Consider the following 19,691-nt stretch of genomic DNA (forward strand, 5'->3'; position numbering starts at 1 on the left):
TTTTGGTCAAAAGTCTGGCGCTAGTCAGGCTTTTTGAGTTGCTTTCTCGACAGCAAATGCAATAAGTAAAATAATAAGACCGCCAAGACTTAATACAAATCCTACCCAGATCGGTGCAATCCAGCCCATCTGATGACTCAGTACCCAACCACCTAAAAATGCACCTAATGCATTCGCAAGATTAAAAGCTGAGTGATTAAGCGAAGCTGCTAGTGTTTGTGCATCACCTGCAACATCCATCAGGCGTGTTTGTAATGCTCCGCCTAAGCCCATTACAGTCAATCCAATTAAGAATAAAGAAGCAATAGCACTATATATATTACTCATTAGAAAACTTGCAACAACAAAGGCGATTGCTGAACTAATAAGTACGCCTACAATGGTTTTATTGAGGTTTTTATCTGCAAGCCAGCCAGCTGCTAAACCTCCAATCACCATTCCGATTCCCCACAGTGCTAGCGCAATAGGAACGATTTGAATATTAACTTTTGTATATTCAGTCAAAATAGGTGAGACATAGCTATATACCGAAAACATGCCTCCAAAGCCAATTGCACCGACCGCAAGGGTTAACCACATATTTATATTTTTAAGCCCAGCCAATTCTGTTTTTATACTGGCAGTAGCTTGAACCGGAATATTCGGCACAAAGCAAGCTACAGCAATTAAAGTAAAAAATGCAATCGTTGCTGAAAATTCAAAACCTGCTCTCCAACCAAAATGTTGGCCTAACCATGTCGCTAAAGGTACGCCAATAACAGTAGCAACGGTTAAACCCATCATCATTTGTGCAACTGCAGAAGCTCTTCGTGATGGGCCTGCAAGTTCAGCAGCGACTAGAGCACCCACTCCAAAATATGCACCATGGGGTAAACCTGCAATAAAACGAGAAACTAAAACGGTCTCAGGAGTATCTGCTAGGGCTGTACAAGCATTAGCAATACCATAAAACAGCATGAGACAAAGCAATAAAGTCTTTCTAGGAACTTTAGCACCCAAAATAGCAATAATAGGGGCGCCAATAACAACACCTAATGCATACGCACTAATAAAATGTCCAGCTTCAGGTACTGTAATATTTAGGTTGTGTGCAATTTCTTGAATAAGGCCCATTGCCACAAATTCGGTGGTGCCAATACAGAAACCACCAACTGCGAGAGAGAAAATTGCTAAGAACAGTGAATAATGTTGAGGTGTGTTGGATGAAGATTGGGGGGACGCCATAATAAATTAAAAAAGGAGACTCAAAAATGAAAGTATAAGGGAAAAAAGGTCAAAATAATAAAAAACTAAAACATTGAGCGTACAGTTGCAGGTTTTAAGCAAAAGCATTTTATATTTATTTTAAATAATTTATCGAAATTTTTTAATAAATTATATATGATAAGTTCGTAATACTTTAGGCATTACAATAAGTTGTATAAATATTTAAAAAATAGAGAATCTAAATCGTGAGAAAATTAAGTATTGCCTGCCTTATGGGGTTGGTTATGTTATCTACGTCAGGTTGCTCAGTCTTTATGGCGGGTAATCAACCAAGTAAAAAAAATTTAAACGTGTTAAATCCGGGTAGTTCTCGCAATTATGTCATTGCTGAGCTAGGAGCACCTGTACTTTCTGAATATCGTGATGGTACAAGAGTCGAGATTTATACTTTCCAACAAGGCTATCCAAAATGGGCGAAAGTCAGCCGTGCATTTGGACACGGTATAGCGGATGTTGCGTCATTCGGGCTATGGGAAGTATTTGGAACACCAACTGAGGCGTATTTTAGTGGGAAAGAAACTTCTTATGAAGTAACGTACGGGCAAGATGATTTGGTGAAAAGTTTTAAGCTCATCGATTTTGAGCAGGCATTCCCTAAACCAAAAGCAGAGTGATGAAATGAAAAGGGCCGTTAGGCCTTTTTCTTTGTATATGTTAAAAAAATTATATTAAATAAAATCAATGTTTTAAAATTTAATTGGCTTATTTACTTTAAAAATAATCAAGTAAAAAGCAAGTTGAGGCATATTAATTAATATTGTGATAAGATGAATACTATTCATTAATAATGATTTATCTAAATTCACTCTATCTTCTTCAAATAAGAGAAAAGTTTCAAAATTTATGGATAAATCTATTTATTCAGGCTTTTGCCCATGTTAGAAATTCGTCATCTTAAAACTTTGGTTGCATTACGTGAACATGGTTCACTTGTTGCGGCAGCTAATGATTTGTGTTTAACACCCTCTGCTATTTCTCACCAATTAAAAGAATTAGATCATTGGTATGGGGTAGAGGTTGTGAATCGTCGAAGCAGACCTGTTAGTTTTTCGAATGTTGGGCAGCGCTTGCTCAAATTGGCTGATGATGTATTGCCACAGATTCAAATTACTCAAAGTGATATTACTCGTATTGTGCATGGGCAAACGGGTAGAATTATTTTTTCTTCTGAATGCCATAGCTGCTTTGACTGGCTAATGCCTTTGCTCAATCAATATCGTCATCAATATCCAGATGTTGATTTAGATTTTGCTTCAGGCTTTGAGTCAAACCCACATGAGCTTTTACAAAATGGTGAGTTTGATTTACTCATTACAGCCGATCCAATTGCATTAAAAGGAATTGAATATTTTCCAATTTTTGAATATGAATCACGTTTAGTTCTATCAAACACTCATCGATTGGTACGTGCTGAAAATATTACGGTCCAAGACCTTGCAGAAGAAGTTCTTATTACTTATCCCGTTGATAAGCATCGTTTAGATATCATGTCGAAACTGTTTATACCTGCCAATATTCAACCTAAACAAATTCGCACAACAGATTTAACTCAAATGCTTATTCAGCTTGTAGCGAGTGGGCGAGGTATTGCTGCTTTACCAGACTGGGTAGTAAATGAATATGAGCAAAAGGGATGGGTCACTAGCCGCCGTTTAGATTGTGTTTCTCAAAATGGTTTAAGACGTACATTATATGCAGGCTATCGAGTTGAAGAAAAAGAGAAGAGCTATTTTGAGGGATTTTTAAAACAATTAGAAAAGTTCTCTTTAAAGCGAAATTCTTATTATTCAGGCTAAACATAGGTACTTAGCCCAAGTAGTAATAAAAGGTACTTAGATGTGCCTTTTTTATTTGCCTATAAATAAAGATAATAGCCCTGCTGCAATGAGTGGGCCAACTGGTACTCCGCGAAGTAGTGCAACGCCTGCAACTGTACCAATGAGTAAGCCTGCAACTACATCAGGTTGGCTTGACATAAGTTTTACACCACGTCCACCTAACCAAGCAACAAGTAGACCGATTGCAATGGCAATCAAAGATTTAAAACTAACAAACGATTTTAAAATACTTTCTCCACTAAGCTTGCCACTCGCAATGGGGGTAAGTACGCCAATCGTTAAAATAAGAATTCCTAAATTAAGACCGTGCGCTTGGATATAAGGAAAAAACTCATTTAGCGGGGTAATCTTAATCACAATAAGCACACCTGCTGCAATTGTTACAGCAGCATTTTGGCTTAATAAGCCACAAATCAGCAAAACCAGTAAAACAACTAAATTAACATCGAATTGGGCAAGCATGGAGAGTGGCAAGGAAAGCAAATAATTTGAATTGTATAATAATTGAGAATCAAAATGTGAAAGCATTTAAAAGTTGCAAAGATTAGAGTATGAATTTGTAATCACAATTTTAGTCTATATGATTCAATCATAAAGAGTTTTGCTTTCTGGTTACGATTGGAAACGATGTTATATAAATTAACAAGTTAAAAACTCTTCTTTTGAAATGTTGTGATATAAAAATAATCATTAGTCATAGTTTTAGGATGATTCATATGGACATTGTCGATATTAAAATTAAAGATCAATTCGAAAAAATTTATGATGCGAAAGCTCAACTCAAGAAGAATTTGGTTGAACATGATAATGAGCCTCTAAAGCTAAGTCAGCGAATTGAACATATTATTGTGGATAATGAAATTATCTTGCCTACGACTGAATTGTTATTTGAAAGTGAACAAAACGAGAAAATTTATCGCGTCATTGAAGAATAACTTCAAAATGATGAGAGTTAAGTACAAAGTTGATAAAGCAAAAAGGGTAATAAAGTTCGAAAACTGCGTTAAAATAATGGTTTGGTTTTAAAGAGAAGGCTTTATGCTGCTGGAAAAAATTTTGCAATCACAAGGGTTCGGTTCACGTAAATATTGCCAGCAGTTAATAAAAAATGGTTCTGTAAGTATTGATGGAGAGGTTGCAAGTGATCTTAAAAAGCAATTCTCTCCAGAAAATTTTGAATTTTCTGTTTTTGGTCAAAATTATCTGTATCGAGAAAAAATTTATATTGCTCTGAAAAAGCCGCAAGGTTTCGAGTGTTCGCACAATCCTCAGCATCATCGAAGTGTTTTTAGCTTGCTACCTGAAACTATGATTCAACGTGGTGTGCAAGCCATTGGTCGTTTAGATCAAGATACAACTGGCTTATTGTTACTTACTGATGATGGTAAATATCTTCAAGCTTTAACGCATCCTCGTAAACATGTTCCTAAGGTTTATCATGTGACGACTTACGACCCAGTCACACCTGAACAAATTGAAATGCTTACTCAAGGCGTTAATTTACACCAAGAAAAAGGGATATTTGCTGCTACAGATGTAGCACTACTTGGAACCCATCAATTAACGATGACTATTCATCAAGGTGTATATCATCAAGTCAAAAGAATGATTGCAGCTGTTGGCAATAAAGTCGAAAAATTACACCGACATCAAATAGGCCAACTGGTCTTACCTGAAATTGAGGAAGGGGATTGGGTGTATTTGTCTGAGCAGGAAAAACAACTCGCTCAAAATATTATTTAAGAAAACAGTGGAAAGTCTGAAATTCACTGTCTCGAATAAATCCCATTTTTTCATAGAGACGGTGAGATTCATGATTGTTCGTTTGAGTCTCTAGGCTAATACGTAAAGCATTTTCTTGTTTTGCAAATAAAATCGCTGTATCAATAAGCTGTTTTGCTGAACCCTGACGACGGAACATTGGAGTAACATATACGTCATCTAAGATGTAATAAGTTGAACAAGCAACTGAAGAAAAACCTAAGTACAGTAATACGAAACCTGTGATTTTTTCATCTTTAATATGAATAAAGAATACACTTTCTTTATTTTCAAAACGTTGTTTTAAAAAATGATGTGATTCATCAAGATTAGAAGATGCTCCGTAAAATTGACGGTACTCATCAAATAGGACAGCAAGCTGTGTTAAATCTTCTTTGGTCGCTCGTCTTACAATCATTAGGCGCTCCTTGTATTTATGTTTATGTTTTTACAAAGAGAGCATAACTAAAAAACCAACCAATTGACGTTAAAAGTTGTTTAAAAATGCAACACTGTTAAGTGTTGTCACTTTCACCTAATAAGGCATTTAACTCTTCAAATAAATCTTCGTGGTCATCATCTTCATTTAAACTTGAAGGGTTCTGATTTAAGGAAGATGCTTTCGCTTTTCTCAGTTTTAATAATTGTTCCATATTAATGTTCTGATTTTCGATAGCAAAAGGAATAGATTTAGTTAAGACGACTTGTTTAAAGAACAGTCGCACTGCTTGGGCAGGGGTAATCCCCAATTGTTTAAAAACAGCAAAAGCCTGTTTTTTCTCTTGGGAGTCAAGTCGAACCTGATAAACTTCTGTTTTTCGCATGAATAACAAAACCAAATGATTTTTAATTTTTAGGGATTTATTTTAAACCATCGGAATGTAATTTCAATGTCTTTCAGCATAAAAAATAATCTTTTTGTCATTACGATATGATTACAGTGTCAATTCAAAGTAAGAATTGAAAACCATTTCCTGTTTTGTGAGAGGGTCTATGAAAGAAATTTGCTTAGCTAATAGCTGTAACGGTTGAGAAAAATCATCGTCAGCTTTATGTTGAACTATTGGGTAAAACGGATCATTTTTAATCGGAATTCCCAAATGGCTTAAATGCACACGGAGTTGATGTTGTTTTCCTGTAGTGGGTGTTAAACAGTATTTAGCCCAAGATTGGTTATGCTCAAGCAACTCAATTTTTGTTTCTGTATTGGTTTTAGTATGGGGAATAACGCACATTGTATAAAAGGGCGTACCTTTATCTAAATAGAGTTTTAAAGTCTGAGGAAATTTTAATTCAGCTTTATATTGAGCGATTGCATGATAAATCTTATGAATTTGACGGTCTGCAAATAACTGTTGGTAAACCCCGCGTGACTGTGGCCGTTTGCAAAATAAAACGACTCCCGCAGTTTCACGGTCTAATCGATGGATTGGGGTTAAAAACTCATTACCCGTTTGTTTTTTTAATCTGACTAATAGCGTTTCTTGTACATATTGCCCGGTTGGACTAATGGTTAAAAAATGAGGTTTATCTACAACAAGCAAGTCATCATTTTCAAATAAAATTTGATGTTCAAAGGGAACATGGGCTTCATAAGCAAGAAAGCGATAATAAAAAATATGAGTGTTTGCTATATATGGGCTATCTAATGTTAATTTTTCACCATTTGCTGCGTAAATAAGCCCATCCTGAAAACGTTGTTGCCACTCAACTGTTTTTATATGAGGAAAATTTTCACAAAGAAATTGATAGATGGTCTGAGCATTTGTTTGAGTCGGAAGATAGACTTGGCTTGCGCTTACGCCATCAATCATAGGTGGGAAAAATTCAATCGGACTAGACATAAAACTGTGTCAATATTTAATAAATGTGGTGTAAAAAAAGCCATCGTTAAGGACTTAAGTAGGCTTTAAAGCAGGGCAATGTTATCATATCGATTATTTTGAATCATGTTATGTGTGTTATGTCGTATTCATTGAAAATTGTCTTAAATCATGAAGAAGATACCCAGCGTTTAGCTCAGGCATTGGCGCAGCATGTTCAGGCCGGTGTGATTTATTTGATTGGCGATTTGGGTGCCGGTAAAACGACATTAACCCGTTATTTTTTGCAGTCTTTAGGGCATAAAGGCTCGGTTAAAAGTCCTACCTATACACTTGTTGAACCATACAAAATCAATAATAAAGAAATTTTTCATTTTGACTTATATCGTTTGAATGACCCCTACGAACTTGAATTAATGGGAATCCGTGATTATTTAGACATTCAGGATGCACTATTTTTATTTGAGTGGCCATCGAAAGGTGGAGACGAAATACCGCAGGCAGATATTGTTATTGATATTCAAAAATCAGATGATGAACTCAATCGTTTCGTCACTTTAACTTTACCAACAGAGCATTTGTACCAGACTTTGCAGGAACAGCTTCATGACTGATGAAAAGCTAGCACAACGTCGTATTCATACATTAGACGCCGCGTTAGCCAACCAGATTGCTGCCGGGGAGGTAATTGAGCGTCCTTCATCGGTTGTAAAAGAATTATTAGAAAACTCAATTGATGCGGGTGCAACTGAACTGATTGTGCGGATTGCACAAGGCGGATCAACACTAATCGAGATCATTGACAATGGGCATGGAATACATTCTGATGATTTACCATTGGCAGTCATGCGTCATGCAACAAGTAAAATTAAAACAGCAGAAGATTTACACGCAATCGTCAGTTTAGGTTTCCGTGGTGAAGCGCTTGCTTCTATTGCTGCGGTTTCACGATTAACTTTAACCAGTAGCCAAGATGAAAGCGGAATTGGTCATCAGGTTGAAGTGAATGGTACAGCCTTTGACCACCAACAAGTACAAGCTGTGGCTGCACAAAAGGGCACTCATATTCGAGTTCAGGATTTATTTTTTAACGTTCCTGCTCGCCGTAAGTTTTTAAAAAAGCCCACAACTGAATTTGGTCATATTGAAGAAATTGTACGTCGTCTGGCTTTAACACATTTTGATATACGTTTTGTACTCGAGCATAACGATAATATTCGGATTAATTTACCAATAGCCGATAGTGGTGAATTAAGATTTCAGCGTGTACAGCAATTATTGGGTCAACAGTTTGTTCAAAATGCTTACTGGATAGATGCTGACAGTATCAACATGCGTTTGTCAGGTTGGTTAGGACATCCTTCAGATGCACGTGCTCAAGCAGACTTACAATATGTCTATGTAAATGGCCGAATTGTGAAAGATAAAACCATTTCACATGCTTTAAGAATGGCTTATGACGGTATTTTACATGGTCATCAGCATTCATCTTATTTACTTTTCTTAGAAGTTGATCCTGAAAATATTGATGTTAACGTTCATCCAACCAAACATGAGATTCGTTTTCTAAATCAACGCGAAGTACATGAGTTTGTAAGACATTACGCTAAAGAAACTCTAGCACAATTTCAGACAGCGAGTGCTGATTTAGCCCAAGCTATGAAGGTGGACGATACTCAGGCCTCATGGGTACAACCTCAGCCTAAATATCAAGAACAATTCACATTGCATCGTACAGAGCAAGCTGTTGATACAACACTAGACAAGCCGAGTAGTTATCAGCCGTCTACTGAACTTTTAACTGATTTTAATGACAGTCGTCCACAAGCTGTTCACTATGCAGAACAAACCCCAAAATATAATGGTTCTGCGCAGTTAAATAATGCTTTAAAGACTTACTTGGCTCCATTACGTGATCAACCTGCTGCCAATTTTTCAGTTGATGAAAATATTGAGCCTGTTGCTAAAGTCGATGAATTTCCATTAGGTATTGCCATTGCTCAGCTTCATGGAATTTATATTCTGGCGCAAAATACGGAAGGGTTGATTATTGTTGATATGCATGCAGCACATGAACGTATTTTGCTGCAGCAAATGAAAAATGCTTGGGATAAACCTGAGTTTTGGACGTCTCAACAGTTGCTTATACCTAAAGTGATCTCAATTAGTCGTATGCAAGCTGTGCGGGTTGAGGATTTAAAACCTCAGCTTGAACGCTTAGGATTAGAGATCGATTTATATGGCGACGAGCAAGTGATTGTGCGTGGTGTGCCAGCTATTTTGCAAAAAGCGGATTTTGAAAATCTTATTCCAGAACTTCTAAATGATTTAGATCCAAATGATGAAGCACAAGGGTTATTGCAAAAGCGTGATGAACTGTTAGCTGGTATGGCGTGTCATGGGGCAGTGAGAGCTCACAGACAACTCAGCCTTTCTGAGATGAATGCTTTGCTGCGCCAAATGGAACAAACTGAATTTGCGAGTCAGTGTAACCATGGCCGTCCAACTTGGCGTGCATTTCCATTATCTCAACTAGATAAATTATTTGCTCGAGGAGAGTAGTTTTACATGTCAAATCAATTGCCCGTCATCAATTTAATGGGACCGACTGCAAGCGGAAAAACCGCTTTGGCATGTGAACTTTATGAGCGTGGAAATTTTGAGTTAATTTCAGTTGATTCTGCACTTGTTTATAAAGATATGGATATAGGTACAGCTAAACCCACTCGTGAAGAGCAGGAGCTATATCCACATCATTTGATTGATATTATTACCCCACTTGAAGTTTATTCGGCTGCTCAGTTTGTTGAAGATGCATGTGCTTTAATTGATGAAATGCATTCGCGCGGTAAAACTCCTATTTTGGTAGGAGGAACCATGTTGTATTTCAAGGCGCTCTTGGAAGGCTTATCAAGTAATTTACCAAGTGCTGATGCAAATGTTCGTGCAGCAATTGAAGAAAAGGCGGCAAATGAAGGTTGGGAAGCCGTTTATAATGATTTATTGCTAGTAGATCCGATTGCTGCTGGAAAATTTAAAGTTTCTGATAAGCAAAGAATTATCCGAGCGCTTGAAGTTTATCGTATTACAGGTCAACCAATTACTAAATTGCAGGCTGAACAACCAAAAAATGTACCATATCGATACATATTTCATAACTATGCTTTGCTTCCAGATCGGTTAGAATTACATCAACGCATTGAGCAAAGATTGAGCAAAATGTGGGATATCGGTTTTTTGAGTGAAGTTGAGTCTCTAATTGAAAAATACGATTTAGATGAAAATTTACCCTCTATGCGTTCAGTTGGTTATCGACAAGCTCTAGAATTTCTATTAAAAAGTGATATGAGTCTCAAAAAAAAGCAGGAAATGGAGGATAAAGCCCTATTTGCAACACGACAACTTGCCAAACGTCAATATACGTGGTTACGTTCTTTGCAAGAAATACACGATTTTAAAACTTACTTGACGATAAAGCAGGCGAAAGAAGACTTGCGAAACTCTTATGGATAAAGCAAAATTTGCACACTGTCTTTTTATAATTTTTAGTTGAAAAATAAAGATAGTTTTTTTGCGCTGATTTAAAAATTTTTTTTTGGAGTTAAAAATGTCTAAAGGTCAAACTTTACAAGATCCGTTCTTAAATTCTCTCCGTAAAGAACGTATCCCAGTTTCTATTTTCCTTGTTAACGGTATTAAATTACAAGGTCATATTGAATCTTTTGACCAATATGTTGTTTTATTAAAAAATACTGTAAGTCAAATGGTTTACAAACACGCTATTTCTACGGTTGTTCCAGCTCGTAACCCTCGTCCAGCAGGTGCACAAGGTGCAGGTTTCCCAGCTCAGGGTGGTAGTCAAGGTGGCTTCGGTGGTCAAGGTACTGGCTTTGGCGGCGGTCAAGGTGGCGGCTTCGGCGGTCAAGGTGGCTTCGGCGGTCAAGGTGGCTTCGGTGGTCAAGGTGGCGGCTTCGGCGGTCAAGGTGGCTTCGGCGGTCAAGGTGGCTTCGGTGGTCAAGGTGGCGGCTTCGGCGGTCAAGGTGGCTTCGGTGGACACCAAGGCGGTTTTGATGGCGATTCTAAATTTGAAGATGGTCAAGAAGACGAAAATAATCGTTAATTGATTACCATAAAAAACCAGTCATAAACTGACTGGTTTTTTTATGGCTTTAAAAATATAAAAATAAATTAGCCAGCTCTCAGTTCATCTTATTTCTTAAAATTTTGGTTAATTAATAGGTTCTTTGCGAATGATATTAATATTTGCTGCAGCACTGTGCAGTGTTTTGGTTTCCGTGCTGCTAAAAAATTTAAAGAAAAAGGGATACCAGCCCATGCAGATGATTGCATGGAATTATGCAAGTGCAAGCTTGTTATGCTATTGGTGGTTTAAGCCAGATATACAGCATATATCTACACAAAACACGCCTTGGTGGCTAATTTTTGCATTAGGGATCATTCTACCAAGTATTTTTTTGTGTCTTGCAAAATCATTAGAATATGCTGGTATTGTCAAAACTGAAATCGCTCAGCGGCTATCTGTAGTACTTTCTTTGTTAGCAGCTTATTTCTTTTTTCATGAACAGTTTAGTTCTCTTAAATTATTGGGAATAGGTTTAGGAATTTTCGCTGTTTTTTTAATTGTATTTGGACAGTTCAATGGTTCTTCAGGCCAGCAGACAAAAAAAGCAATTTTTGCTTTAATGAGTGTTTGGTTTGGTTATGCAGCAGTAGATATCTTATTAAAATATACGAGTAGTTTAGGATTACAGTTTACGTTAACTTTGAATCTAATTTTTATAACATCTTTTGTCTTATCAATTATTTATTTATTTTTCCAAAAAAAGTCAGCATGGAGTTTTAAAAACACACTGGCTGGATTGTTACTTGGAGTTCTGAATTTTTCAAACATAGCTCTATATGTTAAAGCACATATTTTACTTAAAGACTCTCCAGCTATTGTCTTTGCAAGCATGAATATTTTGGTCGTATTGCTTGGCATCGTTTGTGGTGTAGTTTTATATAAAGAAAAATTAAAACTACCAACCATGTTAGGAACAATTTTAGGAATAAGTGGTCTAGTATGTTTAGCACTTACTATGAAATAGGAGTCCAAAAGAAAGTTCTTTTGAACTCTACTAACTTTTATAAGTGAGTAAAAATCACTTCGTCAGGTAGGCGAGATTTTGGGAGCTTGGCATTAAAATCATTTTCGCTTCTATAGCCAAGTGAGACAATGACTGAACTTCGTAAGCCTTTTTCTTTTAGACCAAATTCCTCATTTAAAATATCTTCGTCAAAACCACCCATGGGTGTTGCGTCAATTCCTTCTAATCCTGCTGCAAAAAGTAGTTGCCCTAAAGCAATAAAGGTTTGATTTTCCATCCAACCAAATAAGTTCTTCTGCTCATTACGATAAAATTCAACATAGCCATGGCGAGTATCTTTTTGGCCGAGTTTTGCTTTTTCATCTTTGAATCGGCCACTTAAATCATCTTGTTCAAGTAACTGGTTTAAAAACTCAGGTGAAATATCTGTTCTTGTACAAAATACGAGTGTATGTGATGACTCAAGGACTTTTGGCGCATTGTACGCATAGCGACCTGTTAAGGCCTTAGCAATACGTTCTTTAGCCGCAGGATTGTCAGCAACTAAGAAATGCCAAGGTTGTATATTCACTGAAGAAGGTGTAAAGCGTAAGATTTCTAGTAATTTATCGAATTTTTCTTGAGGAATCTTTTTCTCAGGATCATACGCTTTTGTGGTGTAGCGACTTTTAACCGTATTTAATATATCCATACTTTACTCCATATCAATCTTATTACAATGGAAGGGCTTTAATCTTTGGCATCATACGCGATTTTATAGAAAAACATCTGCGTTTTACTGTGATAAATAAATATAATACTTATATAAATTTTTTACTAATTTATTGAAAATGTTTGAATTAATATCAATTAATCGAAAAAGTAAACTGCGAGAAATTAGAATTGTTAAAGCTTTTCTAATTTTTGCATTTGTATTGTGCATTTTAATTTTATATATCGAATATCAAAAGTACGGACATATAAACTGGAAATTTGTATTCATTACCTGCCTATGTATGATCTGGGATTTCGATTTAAATAAACAAGCTAGACATTTGAAAAATAAATAATTAATAATACCAATCAGTTAGTTTAATTTGTTTCATATGTGAAGAGGGAGCAATTTCTAAAATTTTTGCATGATCTTCACGCCAGTCACCTAGTACAATTCTTTGTTTTTGTTGTATCTCATGAATTGCGGGACGGTGAGTATGACCATGAATAAGTGCATCAACATTTTCTAAAGCAGCAATTACGGCCTGTTCATTCACATCCATAATCTCGTAACTTTTTTGTTGTTTGTCTGAATGACTTCTTTTGCGGAAACCATTGACAAGTTTCGTGCGGAAACTTAGAGGTGTTCGTCGTAAAAAAGCGACTAAAAGCGGGTTTCGAATAATTTTTCTAAATCTTTGGTAAGAAATATCATCTGTACACAACGCATCACCATGTTCTAAACGATATTGCTGTCCTGAAATATTAAGATAATACGTATCTGGTAATAACACACCATTAAACTTATTCAGGAAAACCTGATTTAGAGCAAAGTCGCGGTTACCCACTTGAAAGTAAACTCGATTACCTTTTTGATTAAATGCTTTTAAAGCTTCGACAATTTCATCGAGCCAAGGGGCTGAATAATCGTCCCCAATCCAAGCGTTAAACCAGTCACCTAAAATGTAAAGCTGTGTTTGCTTATTTTGATAATGTATCAACAAATCTAAAAACCCTCGAACGAGTCGAGGGTGTTCAGGTGACAAATGTAAATCTGAAATAAACAGATAGGTCACAGCTTATTCCTAAAATTATTCAGAAATAATTTTAGCAGATTCGATAACAACGTTTTCTAAAGGAACGTCAGCGTGATAACCACGGTTACCTGTACGTACACCTTTGATTGCTTCTACAACGTCCATACCTTCAACAACTTTACCAAATACAGCATAACCCCAACCTTGAGCAGTTTTTGAAGTATGGTTCAAGAAAGAGTTATTTTTTACGTTAATGAAGAATTGTGCTGAAGCAGAGTGAGGCGCTTGAGTACGTGCCATAGCAATTGTACCAACATCATTGCTCAAGCCGTTGTCAGCTTCATTTTCAATCGCATCGCGAGTTGCTTTTTCTTTGAAGTTTTCATCCATCCCGCCGCCTTGGATCATGAAACCATCAATGACACGGTGGAAAATAACGCCGTCATAAAAACCGTCACGTACGTATTCTAAAAAGTTTGCTACTGTTTTTGGTGCTTTTTCAGTATTTAGTTCAAGAACAATACGACCTTTATTGGTGTTTAATTCGACTTGAGGAAAACTCATTACATTAATCTCCTAAACATGGGCTTATGACCATGGGTTTTTTGGTTGAGAGAAGCATAAGCAAACTGTAAACTACAAGGCAAGTAAAAAACGTTAAAATCTTTGTGAAAAATGAAGATAGCGTTTATTTTTTCGAAATTTTATCTACAAAGAAGTGATTGATACACTATGAAGCCTAATGATGTTGTCTCGAACCTGCCAAACAACCCGACACCGAATACTCATGCCTCTGTCGATTCTGCGCAGCAAGAACAACAGGCTGGATTAGATTTTGTTCGCCAAGTCATTACTGATGATTTGGCTGCCGGACGTGCAAAACAAATCGTAACGCGTTTTCCGCCAGAACCAAATGGTTATTTACATATTGGTCACGTAAAAGCAATCTGTCTAAACTTTGGTGTTGCTGAAGAGTTTAATGGCCTTTGTAATTTACGGTTTGACGACACAAACCCAGATGCAGAAGAACAAGAATATGTTGATGGTATTGCCAATGACGTGAAATGGCTTGGTTTTAACTGGAATGGTGAACCACGCTATGCTTCTGGTTATTTTGATCAGCTTTATGCATGGGCAATTCAGTTAATTGAGCAAGGTGATGCTTATGTTGATTTGCAATCTCCGGAAGAAATTAAGTTAAATCGCGGTAATTTTGTCGAGCCAGGTAAAAATTCTCCATATCGTGATGCTTCTGTAGAAGAGAATCTTGCTCGCTTTGAACAGATGCGCAATGGTGAACTCAAAGAAGGTGAAGCAGTTCTACGTGCCAAAATTGATATGGCAAGCCCGAACGTGCATATGCGTGACCCGATTTTGTATCGTGTTTTGCATTCAGAGCATCACCAAACTGGTGATAAATGGAAAATCTACCCAATGTATGACTATGCTCATCCATTGTCTGATGCAATTGAAGGAATCACTCATTCACTTTGCACATTGGAGTTCCAAGATCACCGTCCATTTTATGACTGGATTGTTGAAAAGGTTAAATCTAAATCTGTTCCACACCAATATGAATCTTCTCGTTTGAACGTAGACTATACGATTACCTCTAAACGTAAATTGCGTAAGCTGGTTGAAGGTGGTTATGTAAACGGTTGGGATGACCCACGTATGCCAACAGTTGTAGGTATGCGCCGTCGTGGCTTTACGCCAGAGGGCTTACGTGATTTCTGTAAACGTGTAGGTGTGTCTAAAACTGACGGTATTGTTGATGTTGCAATGCTTGAGTTCTGCATTCGTCAATCTTTAGAAAATACTGCTGCGCGCGGCATGGCTGTTTTAAGCCCACTTAAAGTGACTTTGACCAATTTACCAGAAGATATGGATCTTACACATGCTCGCCATCCTAACGTGGATATGGGTGACCGTGTAATTCCTTTAACCAAGGAAATCTATATTGACCGTAAAGACTTTGAAGAAGTTCCTCCTAAAGGCTTTAAGCGCTTAATACCTGATGGTGAAGTGCGTTTACGCCATGCTTACGTCATCAAGTGTAATGAAGTTATTAAGGATGCAAATGGTGAAGTGGTTGAGTTGAAATGTTCAATTGACCCTGAAACTTTAGGTAAGAACCCTGAAGGCCGTAAAGTAAAAGGCGTAATTCACTGGGTATCTGCGACAAAAGGTATTCCTGCTGAGGTGCGTATTTATGATCGTTTATTTACTGAAGCAGCGCCTGATGCAGATGATGACTTCTTAGCAAACCTTAATCCAGAATCGTTGAAAGTGGTACAGGCTGTGATTGAGCCTGCTTTAGCTCAAGCGAGTCCTGAAGATCGTTTCCAATTTGAACGTGAAGGTTATTTTGTTGCTGATCAACATGATCACACTCCTGAAAAACCAGTCTTTAACCGCGTTCTTGATTTGAAAGACAGCTTCAAACCTGAGAAAAAGTAAGAGATTGATTATCTCTTACTTTTTCGCAAGACGAGCAACATGTTGTGAGTAGAGAGCAGAGATTGATTATCTCTTACTTTTTCGCAAGACGAGCAACATGTTGTGAGTAGAGAGCAGAGATTAATTATCTCTTACTTTTTCGCAAGTCGAACAACATGTTGTGAGTAGATAGTCGAGCTTGATTATCTCTTACTTTTTCACAAGACTATAAATATGTTGTGAGTAAATAGAAAATATTAAAAAAGCCCAACTATAAGGTTGGGCTTTTTTTCGGAGGTCTTCTCATCATAATATTCTTTTTCTTTATGATTTCGCTTCCTTGGCAAACAAGCTTAGGTAGGACTAATCACATAAAAATAAAGAACTAATAATAGGAGAAGTATAGTTGAAAGCATTAAATAAGTATTAACCGTATTAAAGCTTTTAATAAACTTCCAGATATCCATAGTAAATCAGCGTATATTTTATGTTACAAATTAATAATACACTGAAATTTTTCTGAAATGTTTCTAAAAATAAAATATAAAGTTTTTTTGTTTAAAAAATAATCGTAAAATACCAAGTGTTAAAAAATAGTGATCATGAAACATTAGAAACCACTTCATTTAGGTACTATAACCAATTCTTTTTAAGAATTTTTGAATTATTTCAAAAGCAGCATGTTCGAGGTTTTGAGCATATTTTTTATTTTCTTCACGAAGTGTCTGAATTGAAATATTGGCACTACGAAGTTCACATGTATGGCCAATAAGCCATTTTTCAAAATGTTCTTCAGTAGTTTCAATATGGAACTGCAACGCGAGAATATTATTACCAACTTCAAATGCCTGATTGGTATAAATATCTGAGCTAGCCAAAAGGGCAGCATTTTCAGGAAGATCGAAAGTATCACCATGCCAATGTAGGACATGAACATTATTAAGTAAAGGAGATAATACCTGATTAGGGCGTAAACTTAAGCTCAGTGGGCTCCAACCAATTTCTTTTTGATGACCGGCATATACTTTAGCACCAAGTGCATGAGCAATTAGCTGCGCACCTAAACATATCCCAAGTGTAGGTTTATCTGCTGCCAAGCGTTGTTTTAGTAAAGCAATTTCATCTTTTAAAAATGGGTAATCTTCAGTTTCATAAACCCCGATTGGACCACCTAAAATAATAGTTAATCCATCATATGCAAAAGCAGCAGTTAAATCATCTACACCCGCTTCAAAATAACGGACGCGGAAGCCAAGTTGATAAAAGACATCTTCTAATGAACCTAAGTCTTCGAAAGCAAGATGCTGAATGGCATAAATAGTTTTTGGGAAGGCGTTTGTTGTGCTCATACAAATGATTCATAGAAGATCAATAGGTGGAGTATAGCGATAAATATAAAGAAGAAAATATCTGTATAAATCGTCAATACCTGAAAATTGATATTTTTCGTTAAGATAATGTTGTTATGCAAACGATTACCTATTTTGAGTGAATCTGTTTGCATATTCCATCTTTTAAAATAATAGCTTTTGAGTTGTCTCAAGGCCTATATCTGCAAGTTGATGTTCATCTTTTAAATTAACGCCTGAAAAGCCAAGTTGTTTTGACTTTTTCATGAGTGCGATTAACCTTTGTACTGCAACAGGAATACTTAAGCCTGCTGAGCGGACATTGGAAATACAATTACGTTTGGCGTCGAGGCAGCCTGAATATGCATTCCACGTGTAGTAAATTCCCATACTATCAGGAGAGCTTAAACCTGGACGTTCTCCAATAAGCATCACTAGCATGGATGCTTTAAAGATTTCTGCGACTTCATCACCTAAAGCAACCCGACTGCCTGTTGCCAGTGCAATGGGTGCAAGAGTCCAGTTTTCTTGCTGAACTTGCTCACTTAACGATGTAATGAATGGGATGGCATTCGCTTCAATCGCTCTTGCAGAGAGTCCATCACCGACCACAATACAAACATCATATTGTTGCGGATTTTCTGCATACTTCTTAATTAAGGCTACTTTTGATAGGTTTGAAAGCTGACGGCCTAAATCAGGACGTTTAAGATAGATTTCCTTATTAGGGGCATTACTTTGAACATGAATGCTTTGTAGCTGTCTTTGCGCTAATTGCTCAGATAAATAGGAAACATCCATATCTTGATAAACTGCATCTTTTGCTTGTGCATGAGACAATTGGAACTCAAGTAAGGCTTGTGTGGGGATGCTACAACCTGCGCGGCCCAAAGCAATACGGGCATCGGTAAACTGTTTAAGTTTTTCCCACTGGTCTTGATGAGTAGAAGATGGATATTGAATATCACGATTCAGTTTCATGGTGTTCTCCCTAGTCCATGAGCAGACGAGAGAATTGGTCAGGCATATGGTCTGCCCAACAGATTTGAGAGTTTTGCTGTTTAAAGATACCTTGCTGTTCAAGCCAAGCTGAAAACTCAGGGGCGGGTTTTAAACCGAGGAGTTGTCTTAAATAGAGGGCATCATGGAATGAGGTCGTTTGATAGTTGAGCATGACATCATCCGAACCGGGAATTCCCATAATAAAGTTAATGCCCGCAGCACCAAATAAAGTAAGGAGAACATCCATATCGTTTTGGTCTGCATCGGCATGGTTGGTGTAACAAATGTCGCAACCCATTGGTACTCCGAGTAACTTACCGCAGAAGTGGTCTTCTAGTCCTGCACGTATAATTTGTTTACCGTTAAAAAGATATTCAGGACCAATAAAGCCAACGACTGTATTCACTAAAAGCGGATTGTATTTACGAGCTACTGCATAAGCACGCGTTTCTAATGTTTGCTGATCAACGCCGTGATGTGCATTACTGGATAAGGCACTGCCTTGACCCGTTTCAAAATACATAACATTTTGTCCAATGGTTCCGCGCTTGAGTGCGAGTGTGGCTTCATATCCTTCTTGTAGTAAATCGAGTGAAATTCCAAATCCTTCGTTTGCCAGTTGGGTCCCAGCGATTGATTGAAACATTAAATCAATTGGCACATTTTTTTCAGCAAGTTGAATACCTGAGCTGATATGGGTAAGTACACAAGATTGTGTCGGAATTTGATATTCCTGAATGACATGGTCAAGTAGTTTTAGTAGCTCTGACAAATTATGTAGGTTATCTGTTGCAGGGTTAATGCCAATCACGGCATCACCATTGCCATACATCAAACCATCTAAAATACTTGCAGAAATACCAAGCACATCATCGGTCGGGTGGTTCGGTTGTAAACGGGTAGAAAGATGACCTTTTAAACCAATCGTATTGCGAAATTGGGTTATTACCTCACATTTGCTAGCGACATAAATCAAATCTTGATTGCGCATAATTTTGCTGACAGCAGCCACCATTTCTGGAGTTAAACCTGATGCTAATGCTTTTAAGCTTTGGGCAGTTGCTTCTTCCCCAAGTAACCAATTTCGAAAATCGCCTACTGTAAAGTGTGAAATAGGGGCAAAGGCAGCTAGGTCATGTTCATCAATAATTAGGCGTGTAATTTCATCAGTTTCGTAATCGACCACAACTTCATTTAAAAAGGTTTTAAGCGGTACATCGGCCAAAGTCATTTGTGCCGCAACATGTTCGGTTGCATCTCTGGCCGCTATACCTGCTAATTCATCGCCAGAACGTAGTGGTGTAGCTTTTGCCATCAAGGTCTTCAAGTCAGCAAAGTGATACTGTTGATTGGCGACAATATTGCGATAACTCAT

General features: G+C 37.2%; 22 protein-coding genes. 11 read left to right on the forward strand and 11 right to left on the reverse strand.

What is annotated here, in order from left to right:
- Nucleotides 1-24: 24 nt before the first annotated feature.
- Nucleotides 25-1,224, reverse strand: a complete 1,200-nt coding sequence (locus I8T81_RS07110) for an MFS transporter (RefSeq protein ID WP_039251457.1) — start codon at nt 1,222-1,224, stop codon at nt 25-27.
- A gap of 227 nt (nt 1,225-1,451) precedes the next feature.
- Here I8T81_RS07110 and I8T81_RS07115 point away from each other — a divergent pair, with 227 nt between their 5' ends.
- Nucleotides 1,452-1,880 (forward strand): hypothetical protein, encoded by a 429-nt coding sequence (locus I8T81_RS07115; RefSeq protein ID WP_025465208.1) that lies wholly within the window; start codon nt 1,452-1,454, stop codon nt 1,878-1,880.
- A gap of 261 nt (nt 1,881-2,141) precedes the next feature.
- On the forward strand, nt 2,142-3,062 hold the full coding sequence (locus I8T81_RS07120; RefSeq protein WP_004700912.1) for a LysR family transcriptional regulator: 921 nt from the start codon (nt 2,142-2,144) through the stop codon (nt 3,060-3,062).
- A gap of 51 nt (nt 3,063-3,113) precedes the next feature.
- On the opposite strand, the gene I8T81_RS07125 is transcribed toward I8T81_RS07120, so the two are convergent.
- Complete coding sequence (locus I8T81_RS07125; RefSeq protein ID WP_004700914.1) at nt 3,114-3,566, reverse strand: DUF441 domain-containing protein; 453 nt, start codon at nt 3,564-3,566, stop codon at nt 3,114-3,116.
- A 254-nt stretch (nt 3,567-3,820) separates the two neighbouring features.
- Here I8T81_RS07125 and I8T81_RS07130 point away from each other — a divergent pair, with 254 nt between their 5' ends.
- Both I8T81_RS07130 and I8T81_RS07135 read left to right on the forward strand, forming a co-directional pair.
- Complete coding sequence (locus I8T81_RS07130) at nt 3,821-4,039, forward strand: hypothetical protein (RefSeq protein WP_004700915.1); 219 nt, start codon at nt 3,821-3,823, stop codon at nt 4,037-4,039.
- A 103-nt stretch (nt 4,040-4,142) separates the two neighbouring features.
- The gene (locus tag I8T81_RS07135; RefSeq protein WP_191001433.1) at nt 4,143-4,847 is read left to right on the forward strand and encodes a pseudouridine synthase; all 705 of its coding nucleotides are present in this window, start codon (nt 4,143-4,145) and stop codon (nt 4,845-4,847) included.
- On the opposite strand, the gene I8T81_RS07140 is transcribed toward I8T81_RS07135, so the two are convergent.
- From I8T81_RS07140 to I8T81_RS07150, 3 genes are all read right to left on the reverse strand, one after another.
- The gene (locus I8T81_RS07140; protein WP_077163434.1) at nt 4,840-5,283 is read right to left on the reverse strand and encodes a GNAT family N-acetyltransferase; all 444 of its coding nucleotides are present in this window, start codon (nt 5,281-5,283) and stop codon (nt 4,840-4,842) included. The genes I8T81_RS07135 and I8T81_RS07140 overlap by 8 nt on opposite strands.
- A 97-nt stretch (nt 5,284-5,380) precedes the next feature.
- On the reverse strand, nt 5,381-5,689 hold the full coding sequence (locus tag I8T81_RS07145; protein WP_004700921.1) for a type II toxin-antitoxin system RelB/DinJ family antitoxin: 309 nt from the start codon (nt 5,687-5,689) through the stop codon (nt 5,381-5,383).
- A gap of 111 nt (nt 5,690-5,800) precedes the next feature.
- Nucleotides 5,801-6,709 carry a pseudouridine synthase gene (locus I8T81_RS07150; RefSeq protein WP_198072456.1) on the reverse strand — a complete coding sequence of 303 codons (909 nt, stop codon included), beginning with the start codon at nt 6,707-6,709 and terminating at the stop codon, nt 5,801-5,803.
- Between the two features lie 119 nt (nt 6,710-6,828).
- Here I8T81_RS07150 and tsaE point away from each other — a divergent pair, with 119 nt between their 5' ends.
- The 5 genes from tsaE to I8T81_RS07175 all read left to right on the forward strand — a co-directional run bounded on the left by tsaE (nt 6,829) and on the right by I8T81_RS07175 (nt 11,796).
- A complete protein-coding gene (tsaE, locus tag I8T81_RS07155) occupies nt 6,829-7,302 on the forward strand; it encodes a tRNA (adenosine(37)-N6)-threonylcarbamoyltransferase complex ATPase subunit type 1 TsaE (RefSeq protein WP_031944951.1) in 474 nt (157 codons plus the stop codon).
- Nucleotides 7,295-9,250: a DNA mismatch repair endonuclease MutL gene (gene mutL, locus I8T81_RS07160; protein WP_068932986.1), complete on the forward strand. Its 1,956-nt coding sequence runs from the start codon at nt 7,295-7,297 to the stop codon at nt 9,248-9,250. The genes tsaE and mutL overlap by 8 nt, the downstream gene beginning before the upstream one ends.
- Nucleotides 9,251-9,256: 6 nt before the next feature.
- The gene (miaA, locus tag I8T81_RS07165; protein ID WP_077163431.1) at nt 9,257-10,201 is read left to right on the forward strand and encodes a tRNA (adenosine(37)-N6)-dimethylallyltransferase MiaA; all 945 of its coding nucleotides are present in this window, start codon (nt 9,257-9,259) and stop codon (nt 10,199-10,201) included.
- Nucleotides 10,202-10,295: 94 nt separating this feature from the next.
- Nucleotides 10,296-10,808, forward strand: a complete 513-nt coding sequence (gene hfq, locus I8T81_RS07170; RefSeq protein WP_190977680.1) for an RNA chaperone Hfq — start codon at nt 10,296-10,298, stop codon at nt 10,806-10,808.
- Between the two features lie 130 nt (nt 10,809-10,938).
- Entirely contained in the window at nt 10,939-11,796 is an 858-nt protein-coding gene (locus I8T81_RS07175; RefSeq protein WP_198072457.1) for a DMT family transporter, read from the forward strand.
- 37 nt (nt 11,797-11,833) lie between these two features.
- Here I8T81_RS07175 and nfsB read toward each other — a convergent pair whose 3' ends face one another.
- Nucleotides 11,834-12,487: an oxygen-insensitive NAD(P)H nitroreductase gene (nfsB, locus tag I8T81_RS07180; RefSeq protein WP_039255256.1), complete on the reverse strand. Its 654-nt coding sequence runs from the start codon at nt 12,485-12,487 to the stop codon at nt 11,834-11,836.
- A 139-nt stretch (nt 12,488-12,626) separates the two neighbouring features.
- Here nfsB and I8T81_RS07185 point away from each other — a divergent pair, with 139 nt between their 5' ends.
- On the forward strand, nt 12,627-12,845 hold the full coding sequence (locus tag I8T81_RS07185) for a hypothetical protein (protein ID WP_077169307.1): 219 nt from the start codon (nt 12,627-12,629) through the stop codon (nt 12,843-12,845).
- Here I8T81_RS07185 and I8T81_RS07190 read toward each other — a convergent pair whose 3' ends face one another.
- Together I8T81_RS07190 and I8T81_RS07195 are read right to left on the reverse strand one after the other, a co-directional pair.
- Complete coding sequence (locus I8T81_RS07190; RefSeq protein ID WP_134261788.1) at nt 12,846-13,565, reverse strand: UDP-2,3-diacylglucosamine diphosphatase; 720 nt, start codon at nt 13,563-13,565, stop codon at nt 12,846-12,848.
- A gap of 15 nt (nt 13,566-13,580) precedes the next feature.
- Nucleotides 13,581-14,090, reverse strand: coding sequence for a peptidylprolyl isomerase (locus I8T81_RS07195; protein WP_004700945.1), 510 nt, complete (start codon nt 14,088-14,090; stop codon nt 13,581-13,583).
- A gap of 168 nt (nt 14,091-14,258) precedes the next feature.
- Between I8T81_RS07195 and I8T81_RS07200 the strand changes: the two genes are divergently transcribed.
- A complete protein-coding gene (locus I8T81_RS07200; RefSeq protein ID WP_198072458.1) occupies nt 14,259-15,986 on the forward strand; it encodes a glutamine--tRNA ligase/YqeY domain fusion protein in 1,728 nt (575 codons plus the stop codon).
- 605 nt (nt 15,987-16,591) lie between these two features.
- Here I8T81_RS07200 and I8T81_RS07205 read toward each other — a convergent pair.
- The 3 genes from I8T81_RS07205 to I8T81_RS07215 form a co-directional block, all read right to left on the reverse strand.
- A complete protein-coding gene (locus I8T81_RS07205) occupies nt 16,592-17,314 on the reverse strand; it encodes a glutamine amidotransferase (RefSeq protein ID WP_198072459.1) in 723 nt (240 codons plus the stop codon).
- A gap of 165 nt (nt 17,315-17,479) precedes the next feature.
- Nucleotides 17,480-18,295 (reverse strand): ethanolamine ammonia-lyase subunit EutC, encoded by an 816-nt coding sequence (gene eutC, locus I8T81_RS07210; protein WP_198072460.1) that lies wholly within the window; start codon nt 18,293-18,295, stop codon nt 17,480-17,482.
- Between the two features lie 10 nt (nt 18,296-18,305).
- The gene (locus I8T81_RS07215; RefSeq protein ID WP_198072461.1) at nt 18,306-19,691 is read right to left on the reverse strand and encodes an ethanolamine ammonia-lyase subunit EutB; all 1,386 of its coding nucleotides are present in this window, start codon (nt 19,689-19,691) and stop codon (nt 18,306-18,308) included.

It is taken from the genome of Acinetobacter seifertii (genome assembly GCF_016064815.1).
Classification (GTDB): domain Bacteria; phylum Pseudomonadota; class Gammaproteobacteria; order Pseudomonadales; family Moraxellaceae; genus Acinetobacter; species Acinetobacter seifertii.

What these genes read in the sequence shown, in the direction of transcription:
- I8T81_RS07110 (WP_039251457.1), bottom strand. Translation starts at nt 1,224, where the DNA reads ATGGCGTCCCCCCAATCTTCATCCAACACACCTCAACATTATTCACTG.
- I8T81_RS07120 (WP_004700912.1), top strand. Translation starts at nt 2,142, where the DNA reads ATGTTAGAAATTCGTCATCTTAAAACTTTGGTTGCATTACGTGAACAT.
- I8T81_RS07125 (WP_004700914.1), bottom strand. Translation starts at nt 3,566, where the DNA reads ATGCTTGCCCAATTCGATGTTAATTTAGTTGTTTTACTGGTTTTGCTG.
- I8T81_RS07130 (WP_004700915.1), top strand. Translation starts at nt 3,821, where the DNA reads ATGGACATTGTCGATATTAAAATTAAAGATCAATTCGAAAAAATTTAT.
- I8T81_RS07135 (WP_191001433.1), top strand. Translation starts at nt 4,143, where the DNA reads ATGCTGCTGGAAAAAATTTTGCAATCACAAGGGTTCGGTTCACGTAAA.
- I8T81_RS07140 (WP_077163434.1), bottom strand. Translation starts at nt 5,283, where the DNA reads ATGATTGTAAGACGAGCGACCAAAGAAGATTTAACACAGCTTGCTGTC.
- I8T81_RS07145 (WP_004700921.1), bottom strand. Translation starts at nt 5,689, where the DNA reads ATGCGAAAAACAGAAGTTTATCAGGTTCGACTTGACTCCCAAGAGAAA.
- I8T81_RS07150 (WP_198072456.1), bottom strand. Translation starts at nt 6,709, where the DNA reads ATGTCTAGTCCGATTGAATTTTTCCCACCTATGATTGATGGCGTAAGC.
- tsaE (WP_031944951.1), top strand. Translation starts at nt 6,829, where the DNA reads ATGTCGTATTCATTGAAAATTGTCTTAAATCATGAAGAAGATACCCAG.
- mutL (WP_068932986.1), top strand. Translation starts at nt 7,295, where the DNA reads ATGACTGATGAAAAGCTAGCACAACGTCGTATTCATACATTAGACGCC.
- miaA (WP_077163431.1), top strand. Translation starts at nt 9,257, where the DNA reads ATGTCAAATCAATTGCCCGTCATCAATTTAATGGGACCGACTGCAAGC.
- hfq (WP_190977680.1), top strand. Translation starts at nt 10,296, where the DNA reads ATGTCTAAAGGTCAAACTTTACAAGATCCGTTCTTAAATTCTCTCCGT.
- I8T81_RS07175 (WP_198072457.1), top strand. Translation starts at nt 10,939, where the DNA reads ATGATATTAATATTTGCTGCAGCACTGTGCAGTGTTTTGGTTTCCGTG.
- nfsB (WP_039255256.1), bottom strand. Translation starts at nt 12,487, where the DNA reads ATGGATATATTAAATACGGTTAAAAGTCGCTACACCACAAAAGCGTAT.
- I8T81_RS07185 (WP_077169307.1), top strand. Translation starts at nt 12,627, where the DNA reads ATGTTTGAATTAATATCAATTAATCGAAAAAGTAAACTGCGAGAAATT.
- I8T81_RS07195 (WP_004700945.1), bottom strand. Translation starts at nt 14,090, where the DNA reads ATGAGTTTTCCTCAAGTCGAATTAAACACCAATAAAGGTCGTATTGTT.
- I8T81_RS07200 (WP_198072458.1), top strand. Translation starts at nt 14,259, where the DNA reads ATGAAGCCTAATGATGTTGTCTCGAACCTGCCAAACAACCCGACACCG.
- I8T81_RS07205 (WP_198072459.1), bottom strand. Translation starts at nt 17,314, where the DNA reads ATGAGCACAACAAACGCCTTCCCAAAAACTATTTATGCCATTCAGCAT.
- eutC (WP_198072460.1), bottom strand. Translation starts at nt 18,295, where the DNA reads ATGAAACTGAATCGTGATATTCAATATCCATCTTCTACTCATCAAGAC.
- I8T81_RS07215 (WP_198072461.1), bottom strand. Translation starts at nt 19,691, where the DNA reads ATGAGTTATCGCAATATTGTCGCCAATCAACAGTATCACTTTGCTGAC.